Source organism: Haladaptatus sp. ZSTT2, assembly GCF_037081775.1.
Lineage (GTDB): Archaea > Halobacteriota > Halobacteria > Halobacteriales > Halococcaceae > QDMS2.
The window spans coordinates 2,395,446-2,412,833 of the sequence record NZ_JBAMHQ010000001.1 but is presented as its reverse complement, the minus strand read 5'-3'; the positions used below and the strand labels follow the sequence as shown (position 1 = coordinate 2,412,833).

The following is a 17,388-nucleotide window of genomic DNA, read 5'->3' as shown; positions in this document are numbered from 1 at the left end:
TGCGATATGGCCGACGACGGCCCTATCAGTCGATGACCGAAAACGGACTCTCACCTTCGGTCCACGGCCAGCCCGGCAGGCGCGTCTGGAAGCCTGCGGCGAGGGCGGCATCCAAGTCGTCCGCGCCCGCGACGCCCGCGGTGTGCGTGTGCACGTCCGCGTAGTGAAACGTGGCCTGCCCGAGCAGGTGCAACGGCTGGTTGCCCGCAATCATCGCCGCGAGTTCGCGCCCGAGCAGTTCGTCCACGACGAAGCCGGGATAATCGCCCTCACAGTCGAGGTCGCGGAGGATGGCGACGAGGCCCGCGACGTTCACTGCGAGGTCGCCGTCTGCGAACACTGCAGTGACCGCCTCGCCGTATGCGTCTTCGGTGACGGGTGAGACGGTGACAGAGAACTGTTCACCGAGGGCTTCTCGGACGGTGTTGATGAGTGGAACGACGACGGACGCGCGATTTTGGACCCAGTCTCGTTCGTCACGCACCATCGCAGGAGTGACTCGCATACGAACGGCTAGTGGGCAGATAGCTACAATTTTGCGAAGGCTTTTATAACTAAGAAGTGTTACCGAGAATTACGTGCGGGTTTTCCGGACTCTTCCCGCAACCTCCGACACCAGGTTCGGAGAGCACTGCTCGGTTCGGTAGCGGATACGACCTACACAGTACCTGTTATGCTACACAGTTTACGTACTGAGAATGCCACTCTGGGTCACGTCAGCGGCGAGGTGACACAGTGAGCGACCGGCATCCATGGCACTCGCCGTTGGCGTGCCACCGAGCAGTGGGCAGATGGAAGACCCCCCACACAAATTGCAGCCAATTTTAACCTATGAGTACTGTAGAACGGCAACTTGAGGATTTGAAAGAAACGATTACGAGCGAACTGCCGAGTAACATCACCGTCTCCGACGTCAAGTACGAAGGGCCGGAACTCGTCATCTACACTCGCGACCCGAAGGAGTTCGCCCAGAATGGTGACCTCATTCGCACCCTCGCAAGCAAGCTCAGAAAACGCATCACGGTGCGCCCCGACCCCGACGTCCTGACCCCGCCCGAGAAGGCGCGCGAACAGGTCATGAACGTCATCCCCGAGGAAGCGGGCGTCACCGACTTAGACTTCCACATCGACACGGGCGAAGTCGTCATCGAGGCGGCGAAACCGGGCATGGTCATCGGTCGACACGGCTCGACGCTCCGAGAGATTACGCAGAAAGTCGGCTGGACGCCGGAAGTCGTCCGCACGCCGCCAATCGAGTCTTCGACGGTCTCAAACGTGCGCAACTTCCTGAAACAGGAGCGCGAAGAGCGCCGCGACATCTTAGAGCGAATCGGTCGCCAGATTCACCGCCGCGAGATGTCCAAAGAGGACTGGGTTCGCATCACGACGCTCGGATGCTGTCGCGAAGTCGGTCGCGCAAGCTTCCTGCTCTCGACGCCAGAGACGCGCATCCTCATCGATTGCGGTGACAAACCGGGCGCAGAGGACGAAGTGCCGTACCTTCACGTCCCCGAAGTCACGCCGCTCAACTCGATTGACGCGGTTGTGCTGACACACGCCCACCTCGACCACTCCGCGCTCCTGCCGCTTCTGTTCAAATACGGCTACGACGGTCCCGTCTACACGACGGAGCCAACCCGTGACCTGATGGGCCTGCTCCAACTCGACTACTTAGACGTGGCCGCGAAAGAAGGCCGCACGCCGCCGTACGAGTCCGAGATGGTGCGCGAAACGATCAAGCACACAATCCCGCTCGAATTCGGTGACGTGACCGACATCGCGCCGGACATCAAACTCACGCTCCACAACTCTGGGCACATCCTCGGGAGTGCGATTGCCCACTTCCACATCGGCGATGGCCTCTACAACGTGGCATTCTCCGGCGACATCCACTACAAGGACACGCGCCTGTTCAACGGCGCGGTCAACGAGTTCCCGCGCGTCGAAACGCTCGTCATGGAGTCCACCTACGGTGGGCGCAACGACTACCAGACCGACCAGGCGGATTCGGAAGCGCGCCTCATCGAAATCATCAACGAGACCCACGACAAGGGTGGGAAAATCCTGATTCCAGCGTTCGCTGTCGGTCGTTCACAGGAAATCATGCTCGTCTTAGAAGAGGCGATGCGCAAGGGCAAGATTCCGAAGATGCCCGTCCACTTAGACGGGATGATTTGGGAGGCGACTGCGATTCACACGACCTACCCAGAGTATCTGCGCGACGACCTGCGCGACCGCATCTTCCACGAGGACGCAAACCCCTTCCTCGCCCCTGAGTTCAACCACATCGACGGCGGCGAAGAAGAGCGCCAAGACGTGACCGACAGCGGCCCTGCAATCATCCTTTCGACCTCCGGGATGGTCACCGGCGGTCCGATTATGTCGTGGCTCGAACACCTCGGCGGCGACGAGCGCACGACGCTCGTCTTCGTCGGCTACCAGGCACAGGGGACGATGGGCCGGCGCATCCAGAACGGTTGGGACGAAATCCCAATCAACGACGGCAACGGCCGCTCGAACACGCTGAAGCTCAACATGAACGTCGAAACCGTAGACGGATTCTCCGGCCACGCAGACCGCAAGGGGCTGATGGACTTCGTCCGAACGATGAACCCACGTCCAGAGAAAGTGCTCTGTGTCCACGGTGACGAGTCGTCGACCCAAGACCTCTCGTCTGCACTCTACCACGAGTTCAACATGCGCACCTTCGCGCCGAAGAACCTCGAAACCTTCCGCTTCCTCTAATCCGCCGCTCGCCGTTCGACAATCACGTGGTCGCGGTACGTGACCACCACGTCTTCGCGCTGATTTCTCACCACTACGTCGTAGTCTACGTCGCCACGACCCTCGTCTCGCGGGCGTTTTGCGACCAGTTCCACCGAAACCAGCAACTCGTCTCCCGGCCGCACCGGTGTTAGCCACCGAAGCTCGTCGATTCCCCAGCCTCCCGCAAACGCCAACTCGGAGAACACGGCGTCTACGATGGGGCGAAACGTCGCCGCGCAGGTGTGCCAACCGCTTGCGACGAGACCGGAAAACGGGCCGTCTGCGGCGGCGTCAAGGTCTGTGTGAAAGGGCTGTGGGTCGTACTGCTCTGCGAACGAGATGATAGCTGACTCTGTAAGCGAGACGGGGCCGACCTCGACACGTTCACCGACGGCGAGGTCTTCGAAATAGCGCAGCGCCATACCCCCTGCTTGTCGCGTGTTATCAAAGGTCTCTGGGTAGCCGAAGCCGTTACGTTCTCGGGTACGTAGAGGCGAGCACGAACAAATGTCCCTCACGCGACGACAACTCCTCGTGGCTGGTGGCGCGGTCGGAACCGCAGCCCTCGCTGGCTGTCTTGGCGGTTCCGGCGGCGACAGCTACCAGCTCGAAGACGGCCGCAGCGACGCTGCCCTCGACAAACCCGCCGCAAACGCCCCGCTCCCCGAGAATCCGGGTGACCACACCTACGCGCTGATGGGGTCTGCGTCCGCCCCGAAAATCACCTACTTCGGGAACTGGAAGTGCCCCGCCTGCAAGCTGTTCTCGACCGACGACCAGCGCGCGCTCGGCCTCTCACAAATCGTGACCGACTACGTCGAACCGGGCGACCTCTCGCTCGAATTTCGTGGGCTGTCCTACGGCAGCGACGGCAGTCCATTCCTCGGCGAAGACGCGCCACGCGCCGCCCGCGCTGGACTTGCGATTTGGCACTTAGACCCCGAACACTACTGGCCGTATCACGAGTACGTGTACGCGAACCAGCCGCCGGAAGAAGAGGTGTGGGCTACCACTGAAAACCTCGCCATCCTCGCAGAGGAGGCTGGCGTTGGTCCAATCGACGACCTCAAAACTGCCCTCGAAGACGGCGAGTACGAAGACGACGTGAAAGCAACCACGGACGCCGCAGGCAAAGCAGGCGTGAGCGGCACGCCGTCGCTCGTCATCGACGGACAGGTATACTCCCCGTTCGAGCCGGAGAAGACGCGAAACGCGCTCGACGCGCTCGTCAATGGCGGCAACTGACGTCGCGCCGAAACACCTGCTCGCCGCAGCAACAGCCGTCGCCACGATAGCCACGCTCGGCAGTCTGTATCTGAGCCTCGGCCTCGGCCTCATCCCGTGTGAACTGTGCTGGTATCAGCGCATTCTGATGTACCCGCTCGTCGTGATTCTCGGCGTTTCGACGCTCGAATCCCGCGTCGAGGCGTTCAAGATGGTACTCCCGCTTTCGGTGCTCGGCCTCACCGTCGCGGCGTACCACTCGTACATCCAGTTGGTTCCAGACTTCACGTCCGGGTGCAGTTTCGGCCCCGGCGCAACCGGCTGTACCAGCGTCCAGTTCAAAGTCGCCATCTTCACCGTCCCGAACCTCTCGCTTATCGCCTTTATCCTCATCACGGGCCTCGTCGCGGCCGCCGCGTTCCGGCGCTGAGTCGAAGCGACTACAGCCCCCTCCTTCGTTTTTGCCGACATGAGCAACAACCTCGCCGTCATCTTCGCCCTCGTCGCCATGGTCTCGTGGGGTATCTGGGCCATCTTCGCGGATATGGCCACCCAGTCGATAGAACCCGAGGTGGCGATGATTGTCTCCTACGTCGTCGGCGTCGCCATCGCGCTTGGTTACGTCCTCGCGCTCGGCAAAGACCTCTCCGTCGGCGGCCCGGGACTCACCTTCGCCGTCCTCGCGGGCGTGTTTTCGGGCATCGCCGCCGTTGCCTTCTACACGGGCCTGAGCTACGGGCGGACGGGAATCGTGACCACCGTGAGCGCGCTCTACTTCGTGGTGGCCGCGCTACTCGGCGTGCTGGTTCTCGGGGACTCAATGGACATAACAGACGTTGCGGGCGTCGGTTTCGGCGTGCTCGCCGTCGTGATGTTGGCGCGTTAAACTGTCTCTGCGGGGTCTACAACGTCGCCGTCTACCGGATACACGCCTACTTGGTCGCAGAGGTCTGCCATCGGACAGGCGTCCGGGTCGTCCAGACACGCCGGTTTTCTTGCAGTGCAGTACTCTCGTCCGAACTGAATGCTCGCGGTGTGCCCGAAGCCGCACTTTTCTGCGGGAACCTCGCGTTCGAGCACTGCTCGCACCTCCTCGTGGTCTGCGTCCGGCGGCGCGATTCCCAGCCGGCGGTAAATTCGGTGGACGTGGGTATCCACGGGGAACACGCCGTCTCTGCCACCCCCAAAGAGCAGGACGCAGTCGGCGGTTTTCGGGCCGACGCCGCGAATGTCGAGTAAGGCGGACCGAACCGTCTCCGGAGTTTCGTCTCTGACGAACTCGTCAAAGGAGGCTGCGCTGCCGTACTCCTCAAGAATGCGCGAGGCAGCGTCGATGATGACCGTGGCCTTCTGGTTGTAGAGTCCGGCTGACTTGATTGTCGCTGCGAGTTCGTCGTGGGCGGCGCCAGCAAGAGAGACGGCAAGGTCATCCCTGCCGTAGCGGGAGAGAAGCGAGTTGTGGGCCGGTTGGCTGGCCACGTCGCTCGTGTTCTGGCTCAGGATGGTTCGTACGAGGCAGGTGAAGGCGTCTTGGCCGCCGTACTGCTTTTGCCAGTACAACTCGCCGAGCCGGTCGATAACGGCTTCGGCGCGCGAGGCTGGCTCGCCGTGGGAGAACTCGGCGGGCCGGCCGCCGCCGTCAATCCCGCCGCTGATGTTGTTTGCGGGTTCCTCGGGCATGGTCGCGTCTTGTTCGTCGGCGGACAAAGGTCGTCCGGCAGGTCACGCGTAGTCGATGGTACAACATGCACCCGTCGTGAGGTGGTTTTCCTCGATATAGACGGCCAGACAGGCGTAGTTGCAGAACTGGCCAGCTTCAACGCGCTCGCCAACATCGAGTTTCTCTACGAACACCGGGTCGTGATCATACACGTCCTTGCCACAGTAGGTACACGCGTCGGTCATAGCCATCCATAGGCGCGCAAGAGAATTGTTTCTACTGGTTGCGAATGCGAACGTCTATTCGACAGAGAGCGTGAGCGTGCAGGCTTCACCGGCTGCGAGTGCGGCGATGAGGTCGCGGTCGATATCCTCGGCGGCTTTGTCCGCGCCGACCATGACGGTGCGATCGTCCACGTACTCGCTCGTCCGGAAGACGAGGCTGCGCTCGTTCTCGAAGGTCATGTCGGGGTGGCCACGGCCGGTGACGGTTTCGGTCAGGTCACCGACTTCGAGGGTGGCGGTGAGCGTGGCGTCTGTGGACTGACACGCCTCGACGAATGCGTCTGCGAAATCGGCCGGAACGCGGTCGGCTTCGATACCGAGAATGCAGTCGCCTGCAGGCGTGAGGAAGTCGTCGCTCGTGAGTTCGAACGTCGAAGAATGGTGTCCTAACACGTTTTCGTGCCCGTGGGCGCGTACAACTTCGTCCATGGCCCCGCTAATAGGGGGTCGCATATACGAGTCACCATCGACGGTGCACGTCGGAAGCGCGAACAGGGCTGTGAGACCGCCGTGGCGAGCTGCTGTGGCCGACGGCTGGCACGGCTGGAAGTCTGCGTGCGACGAGCCTATCGCACGACGGTCACGGTCACTGCACCACACGCACACTCGTAGGCGCGGCGCTCGCCCACGTCGGTACGCATCGAGAGCATGAGCCGGTCTTCGTGGAGCGTCCGACCACACTCGGGGTTCTCGCAGGTGCAGGTGAGTTTTTCGAGCATGTCTGCGAGAACACCCCCGACCACTGTTAAATCGACCCGTGTGCGGAGTGAAAGTGAAAGTATGAGAGAGCGTCCGGGTTGCTGTCGATTTCGGCCGAACTCTATCTGTTTAGGTATCACGTGTATACGTGTGGAACTCCTCGCTATTGATGAGGGGTAACTAACCGCTCGATAAGCGGAGAACATTCGACGCCCGGGTAGGGAGGGTTCGATACACGAGTCGAACGTATTGGATGCCACAAATCGGATGCCTCCGCAGGGGCCATATGGGGGGTTGAACCAGACAGTCTGGTTTTTGTATGCCTTAACGTGGCATGGATTGCCGCGAGTTGTTTAAATACTATTTTCATGGCATGCTACAGCTTATCGTGGCCCCGTCTTGCGATTGTTACGTGATTACATAGCTCATAGAATGCACAATCTTTATATGGTCGGAGGAGGTATTACCGAGTACCAGAACGCCACCGGCGTTTGGCAGTATCGCACGCAGAATGACAGGGACAACGTGTTATCGGCTGCTTATCATCCCCACTGAGTGGCAACTGCCCCGCGCCGGTGCGGTAATGGAATCGTGAGTTAACTATGGTACAAACGCTAGACCAGACTAAAAACATCGAACTGACAGAAGACGACCTCGCAACTGATTCTAAAGGCCAACTAATCAAACTCGCTGGACAGCTCCGCGACCGACGGAACGAGCTGAACCAGATGGCTTCAGAGCGCGCAGGCAAGCGCGACGAACTCAACGCACAGACGCGTGAAGCCGTCGACAAGGCCCAAGAACACCGCGAACAGCGCGACTCGCTGAACGAGCAAGTCCAGGAGCACAAGAAGCTCCGCAACGAGCTCAACGCGCAGGCAAACGAGCTGTTCGAGAAGGTCGAATCGATGAAGTCCGACCTCGAACTTGACCAGGGAAAGGGCCTTGAGGAGCTCAAAAAGGAAATTGAGCAACTCGAATTCAAACAGCAGACCGAAGTCCTTTCGACCGAAGACGAACGCGAGCTCATCGAGAAAATCGAGAACAAGCGCGAGGAGTATCTGAGCCGCAAGGAGAAACTCGACGACAACGACAACCTCGAAGAACTCGTCGCCGAAGCCGAAGAAGTGCGCGCCGAAGCCAGCCAGCACCACCAGGAAGTGACGGAGCTCGCTGACAAGGCCCAACAGCACCACAACGAGATGATCGAGGCCTACCGCGAGGCCGACGACATCCGTGACAAGGCAGACGACATGCACGAGAAGTTCGTTGAGGCACAGGAAGCCGCAGACCAGCACCACAACGACTTCGTGCGCGTCCAAAAGCGCCTCCGCGAGATGGACAAGGCAGAGGAGAAAGAGCGCCGCTCCGCCCGCGAGGAGAAGCGCGAGGAAGCCAAGGCAGAAGCCGAGGAGATCTACCAGCGCTTCAAGGACGGCGAAACCCTCGACACCGAGGACCTCATGAAGCTCCAGAAGACCGGAATGCTCTAAGTTCGGTACGCCGCGTTTTTCAGTTTTCTCAGCAGGCCTGAGCGACGCCGCTGTCTCGAAAATCGGCTAAAGGCTTTTCTCTGCGTGTCACCACCCGAGAGACATGGCAGCTGACCAAACTGACCGACGACAGACTATCGGTCGGATTCTCATTCTCGCAGTCGGCGCGATTGTCGCATTGTTCGCCGGATGGTGGGCGTTCGTCACCATCCCGGATGGCTCGCTCGCAATCTTGCTCGGCGTTCTCCTGACGATTGCCACCGTGATTCTCGGCCTTCGCTTTGCCTCGCGGGTCGCCCAATCTCGATTCCCCGGCTACAACGTCGCGGAAGTCGCCGTCGAAGGCCCCATCAGCCGCGATGGCGGCGGGCGCTTTCCCTCCACGCCGGGTGGCGCACACGCAGACCAAGTCGTCGAGCAAATCGACGCCGCAAACGACGACGGGAACGTCTCTGCGCTCATCGTCCGGCTGAACACGCCCGGCGGTGAAGTCGTCCCGAGCGACGACATCCGGCTCGCCGTCGAACGCTTTGAGGGACCGACCGTCGCCTACGCGACCGACGTGTGCGCGAGCGGGGGGTACTGGATTGCCTCCGGTTGCGACGAACTCTGGGCACGCGAGGCGACCATTGTCGGCTCGATTGGCGTCATTGGCTCGCGCGTGAACGCGACCGAACTGGCCGACAAACTCGGCCTCTCCTACGAGCGTTTCGCCGCGGGCAAGTTCAAGGACGCGGGCACGCCGCTCAAAGAGGTGTCTGACGCAGAACGCGACTACTTACAGGGCATCATCGACGACCTCTACGACCACTTCGTCACGCGGGTGACCGAGGCGCGAGACCTCTCTGAGTCAGAGGTTCGGGCGACCGAGGCCAAAGTGTACCTCGGTGAGGAAGCAGTGGACCTCGGGCTGGTTGACGCGCTCGGAACGCGCGAGAGCGTCGAAGACCGGGTCGCAGAGCTGCTCGGCCTGCCGTCGGTGTCGGTCGTGGAGTTCGTCCCCCAACGCAGCCTCACCGAACGCTTCAGCCTCGGCGTCGAACGCATCGCCTTCGCGGCTGGGTCGGGCGTCGGGCGCGTGCTCACCCGCGAGGGCGAGTCGAGCGAGATGAACATTCGACTGTAGGGAGGTTTTTTATTCGACCGGCGTCTGGCTTTTACCGTGACAACGCTGGTCGTCTGTGTCGACCGCGGCGACGTCATCCCACAGACCGGCATCGACACGCCGGTTTCCGGGTGGGAATCGGTCGCCTCGCTCGTCACCGAAGTGGGACTTGCAGACCCCGAAGACAGCCATGTCAACTGTCTGCTCGAAGCGCTGCGCGTCACCCGCGACCTGCGGGATACCGACGAAGACGCCGTCGTCGCCGTCGTCTCTGGGGCGGGCGACGCCGTGAGCGCAGACCGGGCGGTTGCCCGCCAACTCGACCAGCTCATCGACCGCTACGACCCCGATTCCGCTGTCGTCGTCATCGACAGCACCGAAGACGAACGGCTCGTCCCCATCATCGAAAGCCGTGTGCGCGTCGATGCGGTCGACCGCGTCGTCGTCCGACAAGCGCGCGACTTAGAATCGACGTACTACCTGCTCAAGCAGTTCCTCGCGGACGAAGAACTCAGACAAACGATTCTCGTCCCCATCGGGGCGGGTCTGCTCGTCTTTCCCGTCTTGTTGTTGCTCGCAGACAGTCCGGCGGTCGCTATCGCCGCCATCACCGCCGTCATTGGCGTGTTCTTGCTGTACAAAGGCCTCGGCGTAGACGACGCCATCTCGACGTTCGCCTCGGGCGTCCGCGATGCGCTCTACTCCGGACAGGTGTCGATTGTGACCTACGTCGTCGCCGCCGGACTCGCCCTCGTCGGCGTGTTCGCGGGCGCGATTGGCGTCTCCAGTTTGGAAGCGACCGACGCCGTGTTCGTCCTCGCCATGCTGTTCATCTTCGACAGCGTCCCATGGCTTGCGATGGCCGCGCTCACCGCGAGTACGGGGCGGCTCATTGACGAATCGATTCGCGAAGACGCCATCCGCTCTTCGTACATGAACCTCCCCTTCGGCGTGGTCGCGGTTGGCCTCGTCATCCGCGGCTTTTCGGCCTACTTCTTAGAACGTGCAGGCATCATCGGCCAGTTTACCGTCCCTGCGCTCGAATTCGGCGCAGTCTCCGTCGCTGGATTCACCCTTTCGACGGGAACGCGCCTCGCCGCGTTCGTCATCGTGGGCGTGCTCATCAGCCTCGTCGGCGTCCGCCTCACCTCCTACGTCACGGGTGGGTCTATCCGCGACGAACTCCCCGAGTGAGTCCGCGGCGTGTAAATCCCCCCGCCGCGAACAGCGAGTATGGCAGACGACGCAGACGGCACGTGGGTCAGCCTCTTTTCGGGCGGCAAGGACTCTTCGTGGGCGCTCTATCGGGCACTCGAAGAAGGCCTGCCCGTCTCTCACCTCCTCACCGTTCACCCCGAAGGCGACTCCTACATGTACCACGTTCCGGCGACGAACCTCGCAACCCTCGCCGCAGAGAGCATCGGCATCCCCCTCATCGACGTGCATCCGGGCGACCTCGGCGCAGAATCGGCCGACGCATCCGGCGAGCAAGGAGACGCCGAACTCGAACCACTCGAAGCCGCACTCCGCGAGTTGCTGGAAGAAGAGAACATCGTTGGCGTCACCGCCGGAGCCATCCAATCCGAGTTCCAAACGAGCCGGATTCAAGCGATGTGCGACCGTCTCGGCATCGAACTGTTCGCCCCGCTCTGGCAGCGCGACCCCGAGGAACTCGCCGCGGAGATGTTTGAGGCGGGCTTCGAAATCAAAATCATCCAAGTCGCCGCCTACGGCCTCGACGAGTCGTGGCTCGGGCGCACCTTAGACGCCGACTCACTTGCAGAACTCCGCGACCTCAACGACGAATATGGCGTCCACATTCTGGGAGAAGGAGGCGAGTTCGAAACGTTCGTCGTGGACGGCCCACACATGCACCGACGAATCGCGCTCGACTACGAAACCGAATGGGAGGGCACGCGCGGGCGGATTCACGTGACGGACGCAAGACTCGAACCGAGCGATACCTGAAGCTTCCTATGACCCACCCCCCGCTCTTTTTCGACGGACACAACGACACGCTGTTGCACCTCCACCTCCCCGAACGCGGACAGGGCCGCTCGTTTTTCGAGGCATCTGAACTCGGCCACATCGACCTCCCTCGTGCCCGCGCCGCGAACTACGCGGGTGGCTTGTTCGCCATTTTCGCCCCCGGTGACGGTACTGCTGAGATCATCGAAACCGCAGACGGCTACGAGGTTCCGCTCGCAGACGCCATCGACACAGGCAGAGCGAATCGGGTCACCTACGACGTGCTCGAACGGCTCTACCGACTCGAAACCGAAGCAGACGGCGCGGTTCGCGTCGTGCGTGACACGGCCGACCTCACCGCCTGTCTCGCAGACGACGCGCTCGCGGTCGTCGTCCACCTAGAGGGAGCAGAAGCCGTCGAACCGGACTTGTCGAATCTCGACTTTCTCTATGCGGCGGGCGTCCGCTCGATTGGCCTGACGTGGAGTCGGCCGAACGCCTTCGGCCACGGCGTGCCCTACCAGTACCCCCACTCACCAGATACAGGTCCCGGACTTACCGACGCCGGGCGTGACCTCGTCCGGGCGTGCAACGACCGCGGTATCGTCCTTGACCTCGCGCATCTGAACGAGGCGGGCTTTTTCGACGTGGCAGCACTGAGCGACGACCCGCTCGTGGTGAGCCACACCGGCGCGTTCGCCTTGAACGAGACAACGCGGAGCCTGACCGACGAACAGTTAGACACGGTCGAGAAATCGGGCGGCGTCGTCGGTATCACGTTCTGCGTGACGAACATCCGCGCCGACGCCGACAACAATCCTGACACGGCGATTTCCACGTTCGTAGACCACATCGAGTACGTTGCAGCGCGAATTGGGGTCGAACACGTGGCGATTGGGACGGATTTCGACGGCGCGACCGTCCCCGACGCCGTGGGCGACGTGACCGGAATGCCCGCGGTGTTCGCGGCGCTCGGCGAGCGAGGATTCAGTGAGGAAGCGATACGGAAAATCGCGTTTGAAAACTGGGTGCGCGTGCTCGAAGAGACGTGGACGTAGGCTACTTGCTGTTGCCGTTGGTCAGGTGCGTGTGCGCGCCGATGAGCGCGCCTGCGAGGTTCACGTTTGCGACGTGCGTCTCTTCGTCGATGATGCACTCACGGAGGTCGCAGTTTTCGATGGTCGCGTTGGCGAAGATGACCGACTGGTCGACCGCGGCGTTTTCGAGCGTCGCACCCGGCATGATGAGCACGTTTTCGCCAAGCGTGACGTTGTCGAGGGTTGCGGACTCTGCGACGAGGTTCTCACCGCCGAGCGACCACGCGACTGCGTCGAGGTAGCTCTCTGGCGTACCGATGTCGTACCACGCGCCCTCGAAGGTGAACGCGTTCACTTCCTGGCGGCTGAACAGCCACTGGATGAACCAGCCGGGTTCGTCCGGGTTGTTGTCCGCGTCAAGGTACTCATCGAACAGAATCGAATCCTCGGGGAAGGCGTAGCACGCGATGGAGACGAGCGTGCTCTTTGGGTTGTCAGGCTTCTCTTGAAAGTCGACGATAACGTCGCCGTCTAAGTCCACGAGGCCGTAGGATTTCGCGCGTTCGAGCGACCCCACGTCGTAGGCGGCGAGCACCGGATTCTGCTTTTCGTCGAAGAAGTCGATGAAATCGCTCACGCCAAACGAGATGAGGTTGTCACCGGCGATGACGAGCAGGTCGTCGTCGATACCCTCGCGTTCGACCAGTTGGGCGAGCGCGCCGATGACGCCGAACTTCTCGTCTTCTGCGGTCGTGTCCTCGACCGAGAGTCGAGGTTTTTCGAACGGGCTCGCTTCGAGGTGCTGTTCGAAGTCCTCTGCGAACCGCTCGTTCGTGCTCACGAACACTTCATCGATGCGGTCGTCCGCTTCGAGTTGTTCGAAAATGCGGTCGATGACCGTCTCCTCGCCAACCGGGAGAAACATCTTCGGTCGATGTTTCGTAATCGGCCACAGACGCGTCGCATACCCACCAGCCAAAACGACTGCTTGCATAGTTCGACTACTCAAAGCGAGTGGCTAAGACCTTTTTGCCTCAGGCCGGACAGTCAGCACATTTGAACTGGCGAGAAACCGAGCGCCGATGCGCGAATTGGTAGCGTGGCCCAACGCGCCAAGTATAAAAGTGGTCGGCGTGGCGCCAGTGGGTCGCCTTGCCAATAAGTAATTACTTACGGCGGACGCACCCTCGGGTATGCGCGAAGCAGAGCAGACGACTCGACAGCGCATCGCAGACCACCTTCGTGGCGAAACCGCAACCGCGAGCGAACTCGCCGTGGCGCTCGACCTGACACCACACGCCGTCCTCTCGCACATCCAGCACGTCGCAAAAACGCTCGACGGAACCGGCGAACAGCTCCTCGTCGCGCCGCCCGCGTGCAAGAGCTGTGGGTTCGACCGCTTCGACGACCCCGCAAACCTCCCCTCACGCTGTCCCGAGTGCAAACACGAGGGGTTGACCGAACCAGCCTTCCGCGTCGAGGCGACCTAATTTCCGGTGAAATCGATACGCCCACCAGAGGAGAGGTCGTACTCGCCAGATGGTCCGAGGTGCTCGAACTCGTAGCGGTCGTCGGTCAGGTACACGTCGCCGTCTTCGACGGTCACGTCCACGTCGTTGAGGACAGCGCCCTCACACGGCCCGAGCGTACACAACCCGGAGTCGCCCTCGAAGTACGCGCCGTGTTTCTCGCAGACGATTTCGCCGTCTCTGACGTACGCCCCGCTTCCCTTGTCGAGGCGCACGTCCGTCCAGTGCTGGCAGTAGTTTCGCCACGCGGCGACGCCATCTTCGAGTTCGATGAGGATGATTTCGACCTTGTCAAACCCCTCACGGGCGGTGAAAAGGAGCGTGCTGTCCGTGGGGATGTCAGCGAGCGGCGCGATACGACTTGCCTCGTCCATAGGTCAGCTTAGGACAGGGTGGGTTCAACGTTTGTGGTTCTCGTTGTGGCTGAGAAGAATTGTAGAATCAGTGACTTCCACACAGCAGTGACCGCGAGTGGATGAGAGCGAACCTGAACACGAATAATCGACCGCAAACACGTGACCGGGAAAAGCCGACGTTCCTGAACCGCACCGCCTCCGCAACAGCACCGCACAGCCTTCCGCACAACCCCGCATCGCAGTTCCTCAATCAGAGAATTTCACTCGCCGTAATGGCGTTCTTCGACGTACTCGTTGAACACGAGCGAGAGCAGGTCGGTGACGGGGCCGCTGCCGACCTCGATGCCGTCCACTGTTTCGATGGGGCGGAGTTCCCACGTCGTGTTCGTGAGGAAGGCTTCGTCCGCGCGGCGGAGGTGGTCTGGCGTGTAAGTCCCTTCCTCGACCGGGATTCCCTGTTCACGGGCGAGTTTCAGGACTACGTCGCGGGTGACACCCGGAAGGACGGGGCCGGTCGTCGCGGGCGTCCGGAGCGCGTTGTCGATGACGAAAAACACGTTGCTCGTCGCCCCCTCGGCGATGTTCCCCTCCGCATCGCGGATGAGCGCCTCGTCCGCCTGATAGGTGTCTGAGGCAGCGCGCTGGAGTTCGAGACGCGCGAGAATCCCGTTGAGGTAGTTGTGCGTCTTCGCTGCGGCGGGAATCGCCTCGTTCGGAATCCGGCGGGTCTTCACCGTCTGGACGACGGCCGGGCCGTCCCAGACCGGCGTGCCCGTGGTGCCCCCACGCGGCAGTTCCTTCACCATGACGACGACCGTCGGGTGGATTTCGGGAGACGGTGTCAGTTTGCCGGGTTGGACGCCGCGCGAGATGGAGAGTTTGACGTAGGCTTCGGTGAGGTCGTTCGCCTCCAGAGTCTCGTGAATCCGGTTGAGTAACTCGTCGTCCGACAAACCGTGGTCGAGCGCGAGCGTCTCGCACGTACGGGAAAGGCGGTCTGCGTGGGCCTCCCATTCGAACACCTTCCTGCCGTAGGCGCGGAGCGTCTCGAAGGCGGCGTCGCCGTACATGAACCCGCGGTCGCGCACCGAGACGGTGGCCTCCTGTTCGGGCACGAGGTCGCCGTTTACGTGGAAGTACATTGGTCGATGAAGTTCGCAATGAGTTGCTTGCCCGCGTCGGTCAGGATGCTTTCGGGGTGGAACTGGACGCCCTCATGTGGCTTTTCTGCGTGGCGCACACCCATCACGACGCCGTGTTCGTCCTCGGTGTACGCCGTTTCGGTGAGGCTGGCGGGGAGGTCTTCGCGCCGGACGGCGAGCGAGTGATACCGCCCGACTTTGAGCGGGTTCGGCAGCCCTCGGTAGATGCCTTCGCCGTCGTGGACCATCTGCGAGAACTTGCCGTGGATGACCTCGGGGGCGTGGCCGACGGGCGCGCCGTTCGCCGCACAGAGCGCCTGATGGCCGAGGCAGACGCCGAGCGTCGGGTAGTCGAGTTCCCCGAAGATGGCCATCGAGATGCCCGCTTCTTCGGGTGTTCCGGGGCCGGGAGAGACGACGATGCCGTCGGGGTCGAGGTCGCGAATGTCTGCGATGGTGAGCGCGTCGTTGCGCTTGACAAGTACATCCGAATGAAATTCCCTCTCATCCTGCGGTTCCGCCGCAGGGTATGGAGAGGCGACTGCCTCTCCAACGTACTGCACGAGGTTGTAGACGAACGAGTCGTAGTTGTCGATGACGAGAATCACTCTTCGACCTCCATGGCGGCCTGCTCACCGAGCGCTTCGTCCATGGCGTTCACGAGCGCCCGGCCCTTATCCAAAGTCTCGTCGTACTCGCGGTCTGGCACGGAGTCGTGGACGATGCCCGCACCGACGCGCAGATAGTACCGGTCTGCGTGGCGGACCAGCGTGCGGATGATGATGTTCAAGGTGGCTTTCCCGTCGAAGCCGAACACGCCCATGCTCCCGGTGTAGGGGCCTCTACGAGTCGTTTCGACCTCGTCGATAATCTCCATCGTCCGAGGTTTCGGTGCACCCGTGATGGTTCCACCGGGGAAAACGGCGGCGACGGCGTCTGCGAGCGACACGTCTTCGCGCAGGATGCCTTCCACGAGCGAGACGAGGTGCATGACCTCTGAGTAGCGGTCGACGCGGCGGTACTCGCTCACTTCGACCGTCCCATACTGACAGACCTTGCCGAGGTCGTTTCGCTCCAAATCGACGAGCATGGCGTGTTCTGCGCGCTCTTTTTCGTCACCCAATAGGTCGGCTTCAAGTTGGGCATCTTCTTCGTCGGTGTGCCCTCTCGGTCGGGTGCCCGCGATCGGCTCGGTAGTCACGTGGTCGCCGGCTACGTCGAGGAGGAGTTCCGGACTCGCGCTCACGAGGTCCACGCCGGGAAACTCCAGCAGCCCGGAGTAGGGCGCAGGGTTCACCCGACGAAGGGCGGCGTACGCCTCAACGGGGTGGATGGTGGCGGGCGCAGAGAGGCGTTGGGAGATGTTCGCTTGAAAGGTGTCGCCGTCGCGGATGTACTGTTTCACGCGCCGGACGCGAGCGGCGAACTCATCGCGGTCGCAATCCGATTCGAAGGTGACCGGTTCGGTCGTCGGAGCCGGGGGTGAAACGCTCGGGTCGCCTGCGAGCGCGGCGGTTGCGAGTTCCATCGCCCGTGCTTTCCCGTCGTCGTAGGCCGCATCCACGTCGTCGCCAACCACGGGACACGCGGTGATTCGAAGGGTTACCTCGCCATCGTGTGGCTCCTCCCACGAGGCGATGCGGTCGTAGACGCCGACTTGGAGTTGGGGAAGGCCGCGGTCGTCTGCGGTCGTGTCGGGGAGGCGTTCGAGTTCACGGGCGAGGTCGTACGACAGCCAGCCGAGCGCGCCACAGGGGTAGGGAACGTCGCAGTCGCCGCGGACGAGCGTCTCGCGGTCGAGGCGGGCTGCGAGTGCCGCAAGCGAGGGCGAGCCGTCGGGAGAATAGCCAGTAAACGGCGTTTCGAGGTGGTCTACGGGGTCGGTGGCGAACACGCCAAAACCAGTTTGCCCACCGGTCGTCTCCAAAAACACGCCGCCTGCGTCCTCACGGGCGCGGCGGTAGGCGAGAAACGGGTCGGCAACCGTGACCTGCACCTCGACCGGCACACGCGCCCCGTGTGCGTCGCGCGCCGCTGCCCGGAACGAGGCCCTGTCGGTCACGACGGATGGCCCAGTCATGCAGAATCGAAGACGGTGTGCGACTAACCCTCTTGCGGTTCGCCG

General features: G+C 62.1%; 21 protein-coding genes. 10 read left to right on the top strand and 11 right to left on the bottom strand.

Annotated features, from left to right (window positions below; genetic code table 11):
• Nucleotides 1–25: 25 nt before the first annotated feature.
• Nucleotides 26–505, bottom strand: a complete 480-nt coding sequence (locus tag V5N13_RS13165) for a hypothetical protein (RefSeq protein WP_336361128.1) — start codon at nucleotides 503–505, stop codon at nucleotides 26–28.
• A gap of 326 nt (nucleotides 506–831) precedes the next feature.
• On the opposite strand from V5N13_RS13165, the gene V5N13_RS13160 reads away from it, so the two are divergent.
• Entirely contained in the window at nucleotides 832–2,745 is a 1,914-nt protein-coding gene (locus tag V5N13_RS13160) for a beta-CASP ribonuclease aCPSF1 (RefSeq protein ID WP_336361127.1), read from the top strand.
• On the opposite strand, the gene V5N13_RS13155 is transcribed toward V5N13_RS13160, so the two are convergent.
• Nucleotides 2,742–3,188: a MaoC/PaaZ C-terminal domain-containing protein gene (locus V5N13_RS13155; protein WP_336361126.1), complete on the bottom strand. Its 447-nt coding sequence runs from the start codon at nucleotides 3,186–3,188 to the stop codon at nucleotides 2,742–2,744. The genes V5N13_RS13160 and V5N13_RS13155 overlap by 4 nt on opposite strands.
• 85 nt (nucleotides 3,189–3,273) lie before the next feature.
• Here V5N13_RS13155 and V5N13_RS13150 point away from each other — a divergent pair, with 85 nt between their 5' ends.
• From V5N13_RS13150 to V5N13_RS13140, 3 genes are read left to right on the top strand one after another with little or no spacing between them, the layout of a single operon-like run.
• Nucleotides 3,274–4,011: a DsbA family protein gene (locus V5N13_RS13150; protein WP_336361125.1), complete on the top strand. Its 738-nt coding sequence runs from the start codon at nucleotides 3,274–3,276 to the stop codon at nucleotides 4,009–4,011.
• Entirely contained in the window at nucleotides 3,998–4,420 is a 423-nt protein-coding gene (locus V5N13_RS13145) for a disulfide bond formation protein B (RefSeq protein WP_332898379.1), read from the top strand. Before V5N13_RS13150 ends, V5N13_RS13145 begins: the two co-directional genes overlap by 14 nt.
• A gap of 39 nt (nucleotides 4,421–4,459) precedes the next feature.
• Nucleotides 4,460–4,876 (top strand): EamA family transporter, encoded by a 417-nt coding sequence (locus V5N13_RS13140; RefSeq protein ID WP_332898378.1) that lies wholly within the window; start codon nucleotides 4,460–4,462, stop codon nucleotides 4,874–4,876.
• Here V5N13_RS13140 and V5N13_RS13135 read toward each other — a convergent pair.
• The 4 genes from V5N13_RS13135 to V5N13_RS13120 form a co-directional block, all read right to left on the bottom strand.
• Nucleotides 4,873–5,670 carry an endonuclease III domain-containing protein gene (locus tag V5N13_RS13135; protein ID WP_336361124.1) on the bottom strand — a complete coding sequence of 266 codons (798 nt, stop codon included), beginning with the start codon at nucleotides 5,668–5,670 and terminating at the stop codon, nucleotides 4,873–4,875. The two genes, V5N13_RS13140 and V5N13_RS13135, sit on opposite strands and share 4 nt — an antisense overlap.
• Before the next feature lie 42 nt (nucleotides 5,671–5,712).
• The gene (locus tag V5N13_RS13130; RefSeq protein WP_336361123.1) at nucleotides 5,713–5,895 is read right to left on the bottom strand and encodes a hypothetical protein; all 183 of its coding nucleotides are present in this window, start codon (nucleotides 5,893–5,895) and stop codon (nucleotides 5,713–5,715) included.
• Between the two features lie 54 nt (nucleotides 5,896–5,949).
• The gene (locus tag V5N13_RS13125; protein WP_336361122.1) at nucleotides 5,950–6,363 is read right to left on the bottom strand and encodes a DUF371 domain-containing protein; all 414 of its coding nucleotides are present in this window, start codon (nucleotides 6,361–6,363) and stop codon (nucleotides 5,950–5,952) included.
• 137 nt (nucleotides 6,364–6,500) lie between these two features.
• A complete protein-coding gene (locus tag V5N13_RS13120) occupies nucleotides 6,501–6,677 on the bottom strand; it encodes a hypothetical protein (RefSeq protein ID WP_336361445.1) in 177 nt (58 codons plus the stop codon).
• A 558-nt stretch (nucleotides 6,678–7,235) separates the two neighbouring features.
• Here V5N13_RS13120 and V5N13_RS13115 point away from each other — a divergent pair.
• From V5N13_RS13115 to V5N13_RS13095, 5 genes are all read left to right on the top strand, one after another.
• Nucleotides 7,236–8,126, top strand: coding sequence for a coiled-coil protein (locus V5N13_RS13115; RefSeq protein ID WP_332898373.1), 891 nt, complete (start codon nucleotides 7,236–7,238; stop codon nucleotides 8,124–8,126).
• Nucleotides 8,127–8,229: 103 nt separating this feature from the next.
• The gene (gene sppA, locus V5N13_RS13110) at nucleotides 8,230–9,252 is read left to right on the top strand and encodes a signal peptide peptidase SppA (protein ID WP_336361121.1); all 1,023 of its coding nucleotides are present in this window, start codon (nucleotides 8,230–8,232) and stop codon (nucleotides 9,250–9,252) included.
• 36 nt (nucleotides 9,253–9,288) lie between these two features.
• On the top strand, nucleotides 9,289–10,425 hold the full coding sequence (locus tag V5N13_RS13105; RefSeq protein ID WP_336361120.1) for a DUF373 family protein: 1,137 nt from the start codon (nucleotides 9,289–9,291) through the stop codon (nucleotides 10,423–10,425).
• Between the two features lie 39 nt (nucleotides 10,426–10,464).
• Nucleotides 10,465–11,199, top strand: coding sequence for a diphthine--ammonia ligase (locus V5N13_RS13100; protein WP_336361119.1), 735 nt, complete (start codon nucleotides 10,465–10,467; stop codon nucleotides 11,197–11,199).
• Nucleotides 11,200–11,207: 8 nt separating this feature from the next.
• Nucleotides 11,208–12,257: a dipeptidase gene (locus V5N13_RS13095; protein ID WP_336361118.1), complete on the top strand. Its 1,050-nt coding sequence runs from the start codon at nucleotides 11,208–11,210 to the stop codon at nucleotides 12,255–12,257.
• Between the two features lies 1 nt (nucleotide 12,258).
• Here the strand turns inward: V5N13_RS13095 and V5N13_RS13090 are convergent, their stop codons facing one another.
• Nucleotides 12,259–13,230: an NDP-sugar synthase gene (locus V5N13_RS13090; protein WP_336361117.1), complete on the bottom strand. Its 972-nt coding sequence runs from the start codon at nucleotides 13,228–13,230 to the stop codon at nucleotides 12,259–12,261.
• 199 nt (nucleotides 13,231–13,429) lie between these two features.
• On the opposite strand from V5N13_RS13090, the gene V5N13_RS13085 reads away from it, so the two are divergent.
• Nucleotides 13,430–13,726 carry a transcriptional regulator gene (locus tag V5N13_RS13085; RefSeq protein WP_332898367.1) on the top strand — a complete coding sequence of 99 codons (297 nt, stop codon included), beginning with the start codon at nucleotides 13,430–13,432 and terminating at the stop codon, nucleotides 13,724–13,726.
• On the opposite strand, the gene V5N13_RS13080 is transcribed toward V5N13_RS13085, so the two are convergent.
• From V5N13_RS13080 to pabB, 4 genes are all read right to left on the bottom strand, one after another.
• Nucleotides 13,723–14,139 (bottom strand): Rieske (2Fe-2S) protein, encoded by a 417-nt coding sequence (locus V5N13_RS13080; protein ID WP_332898366.1) that lies wholly within the window; start codon nucleotides 14,137–14,139, stop codon nucleotides 13,723–13,725. The two genes, V5N13_RS13085 and V5N13_RS13080, sit on opposite strands and share 4 nt — an antisense overlap.
• A gap of 242 nt (nucleotides 14,140–14,381) precedes the next feature.
• The gene (locus tag V5N13_RS13075; protein ID WP_336361116.1) at nucleotides 14,382–15,263 is read right to left on the bottom strand and encodes an aminotransferase class IV; all 882 of its coding nucleotides are present in this window, start codon (nucleotides 15,261–15,263) and stop codon (nucleotides 14,382–14,384) included.
• Nucleotides 15,248–15,871, bottom strand: coding sequence for an anthranilate synthase component II (locus tag V5N13_RS13070; protein WP_336361115.1), 624 nt, complete (start codon nucleotides 15,869–15,871; stop codon nucleotides 15,248–15,250). The genes V5N13_RS13075 and V5N13_RS13070 overlap by 16 nt, the downstream gene beginning before the upstream one ends.
• Nucleotides 15,868–17,343, bottom strand: coding sequence for an aminodeoxychorismate synthase, component I (gene pabB / locus V5N13_RS13065; RefSeq protein ID WP_336361114.1), 1,476 nt, complete (start codon nucleotides 17,341–17,343; stop codon nucleotides 15,868–15,870). Before pabB ends, V5N13_RS13070 begins: the two co-directional genes overlap by 4 nt.
• Nucleotides 17,344–17,388: the final 45 nt, after the last annotated feature.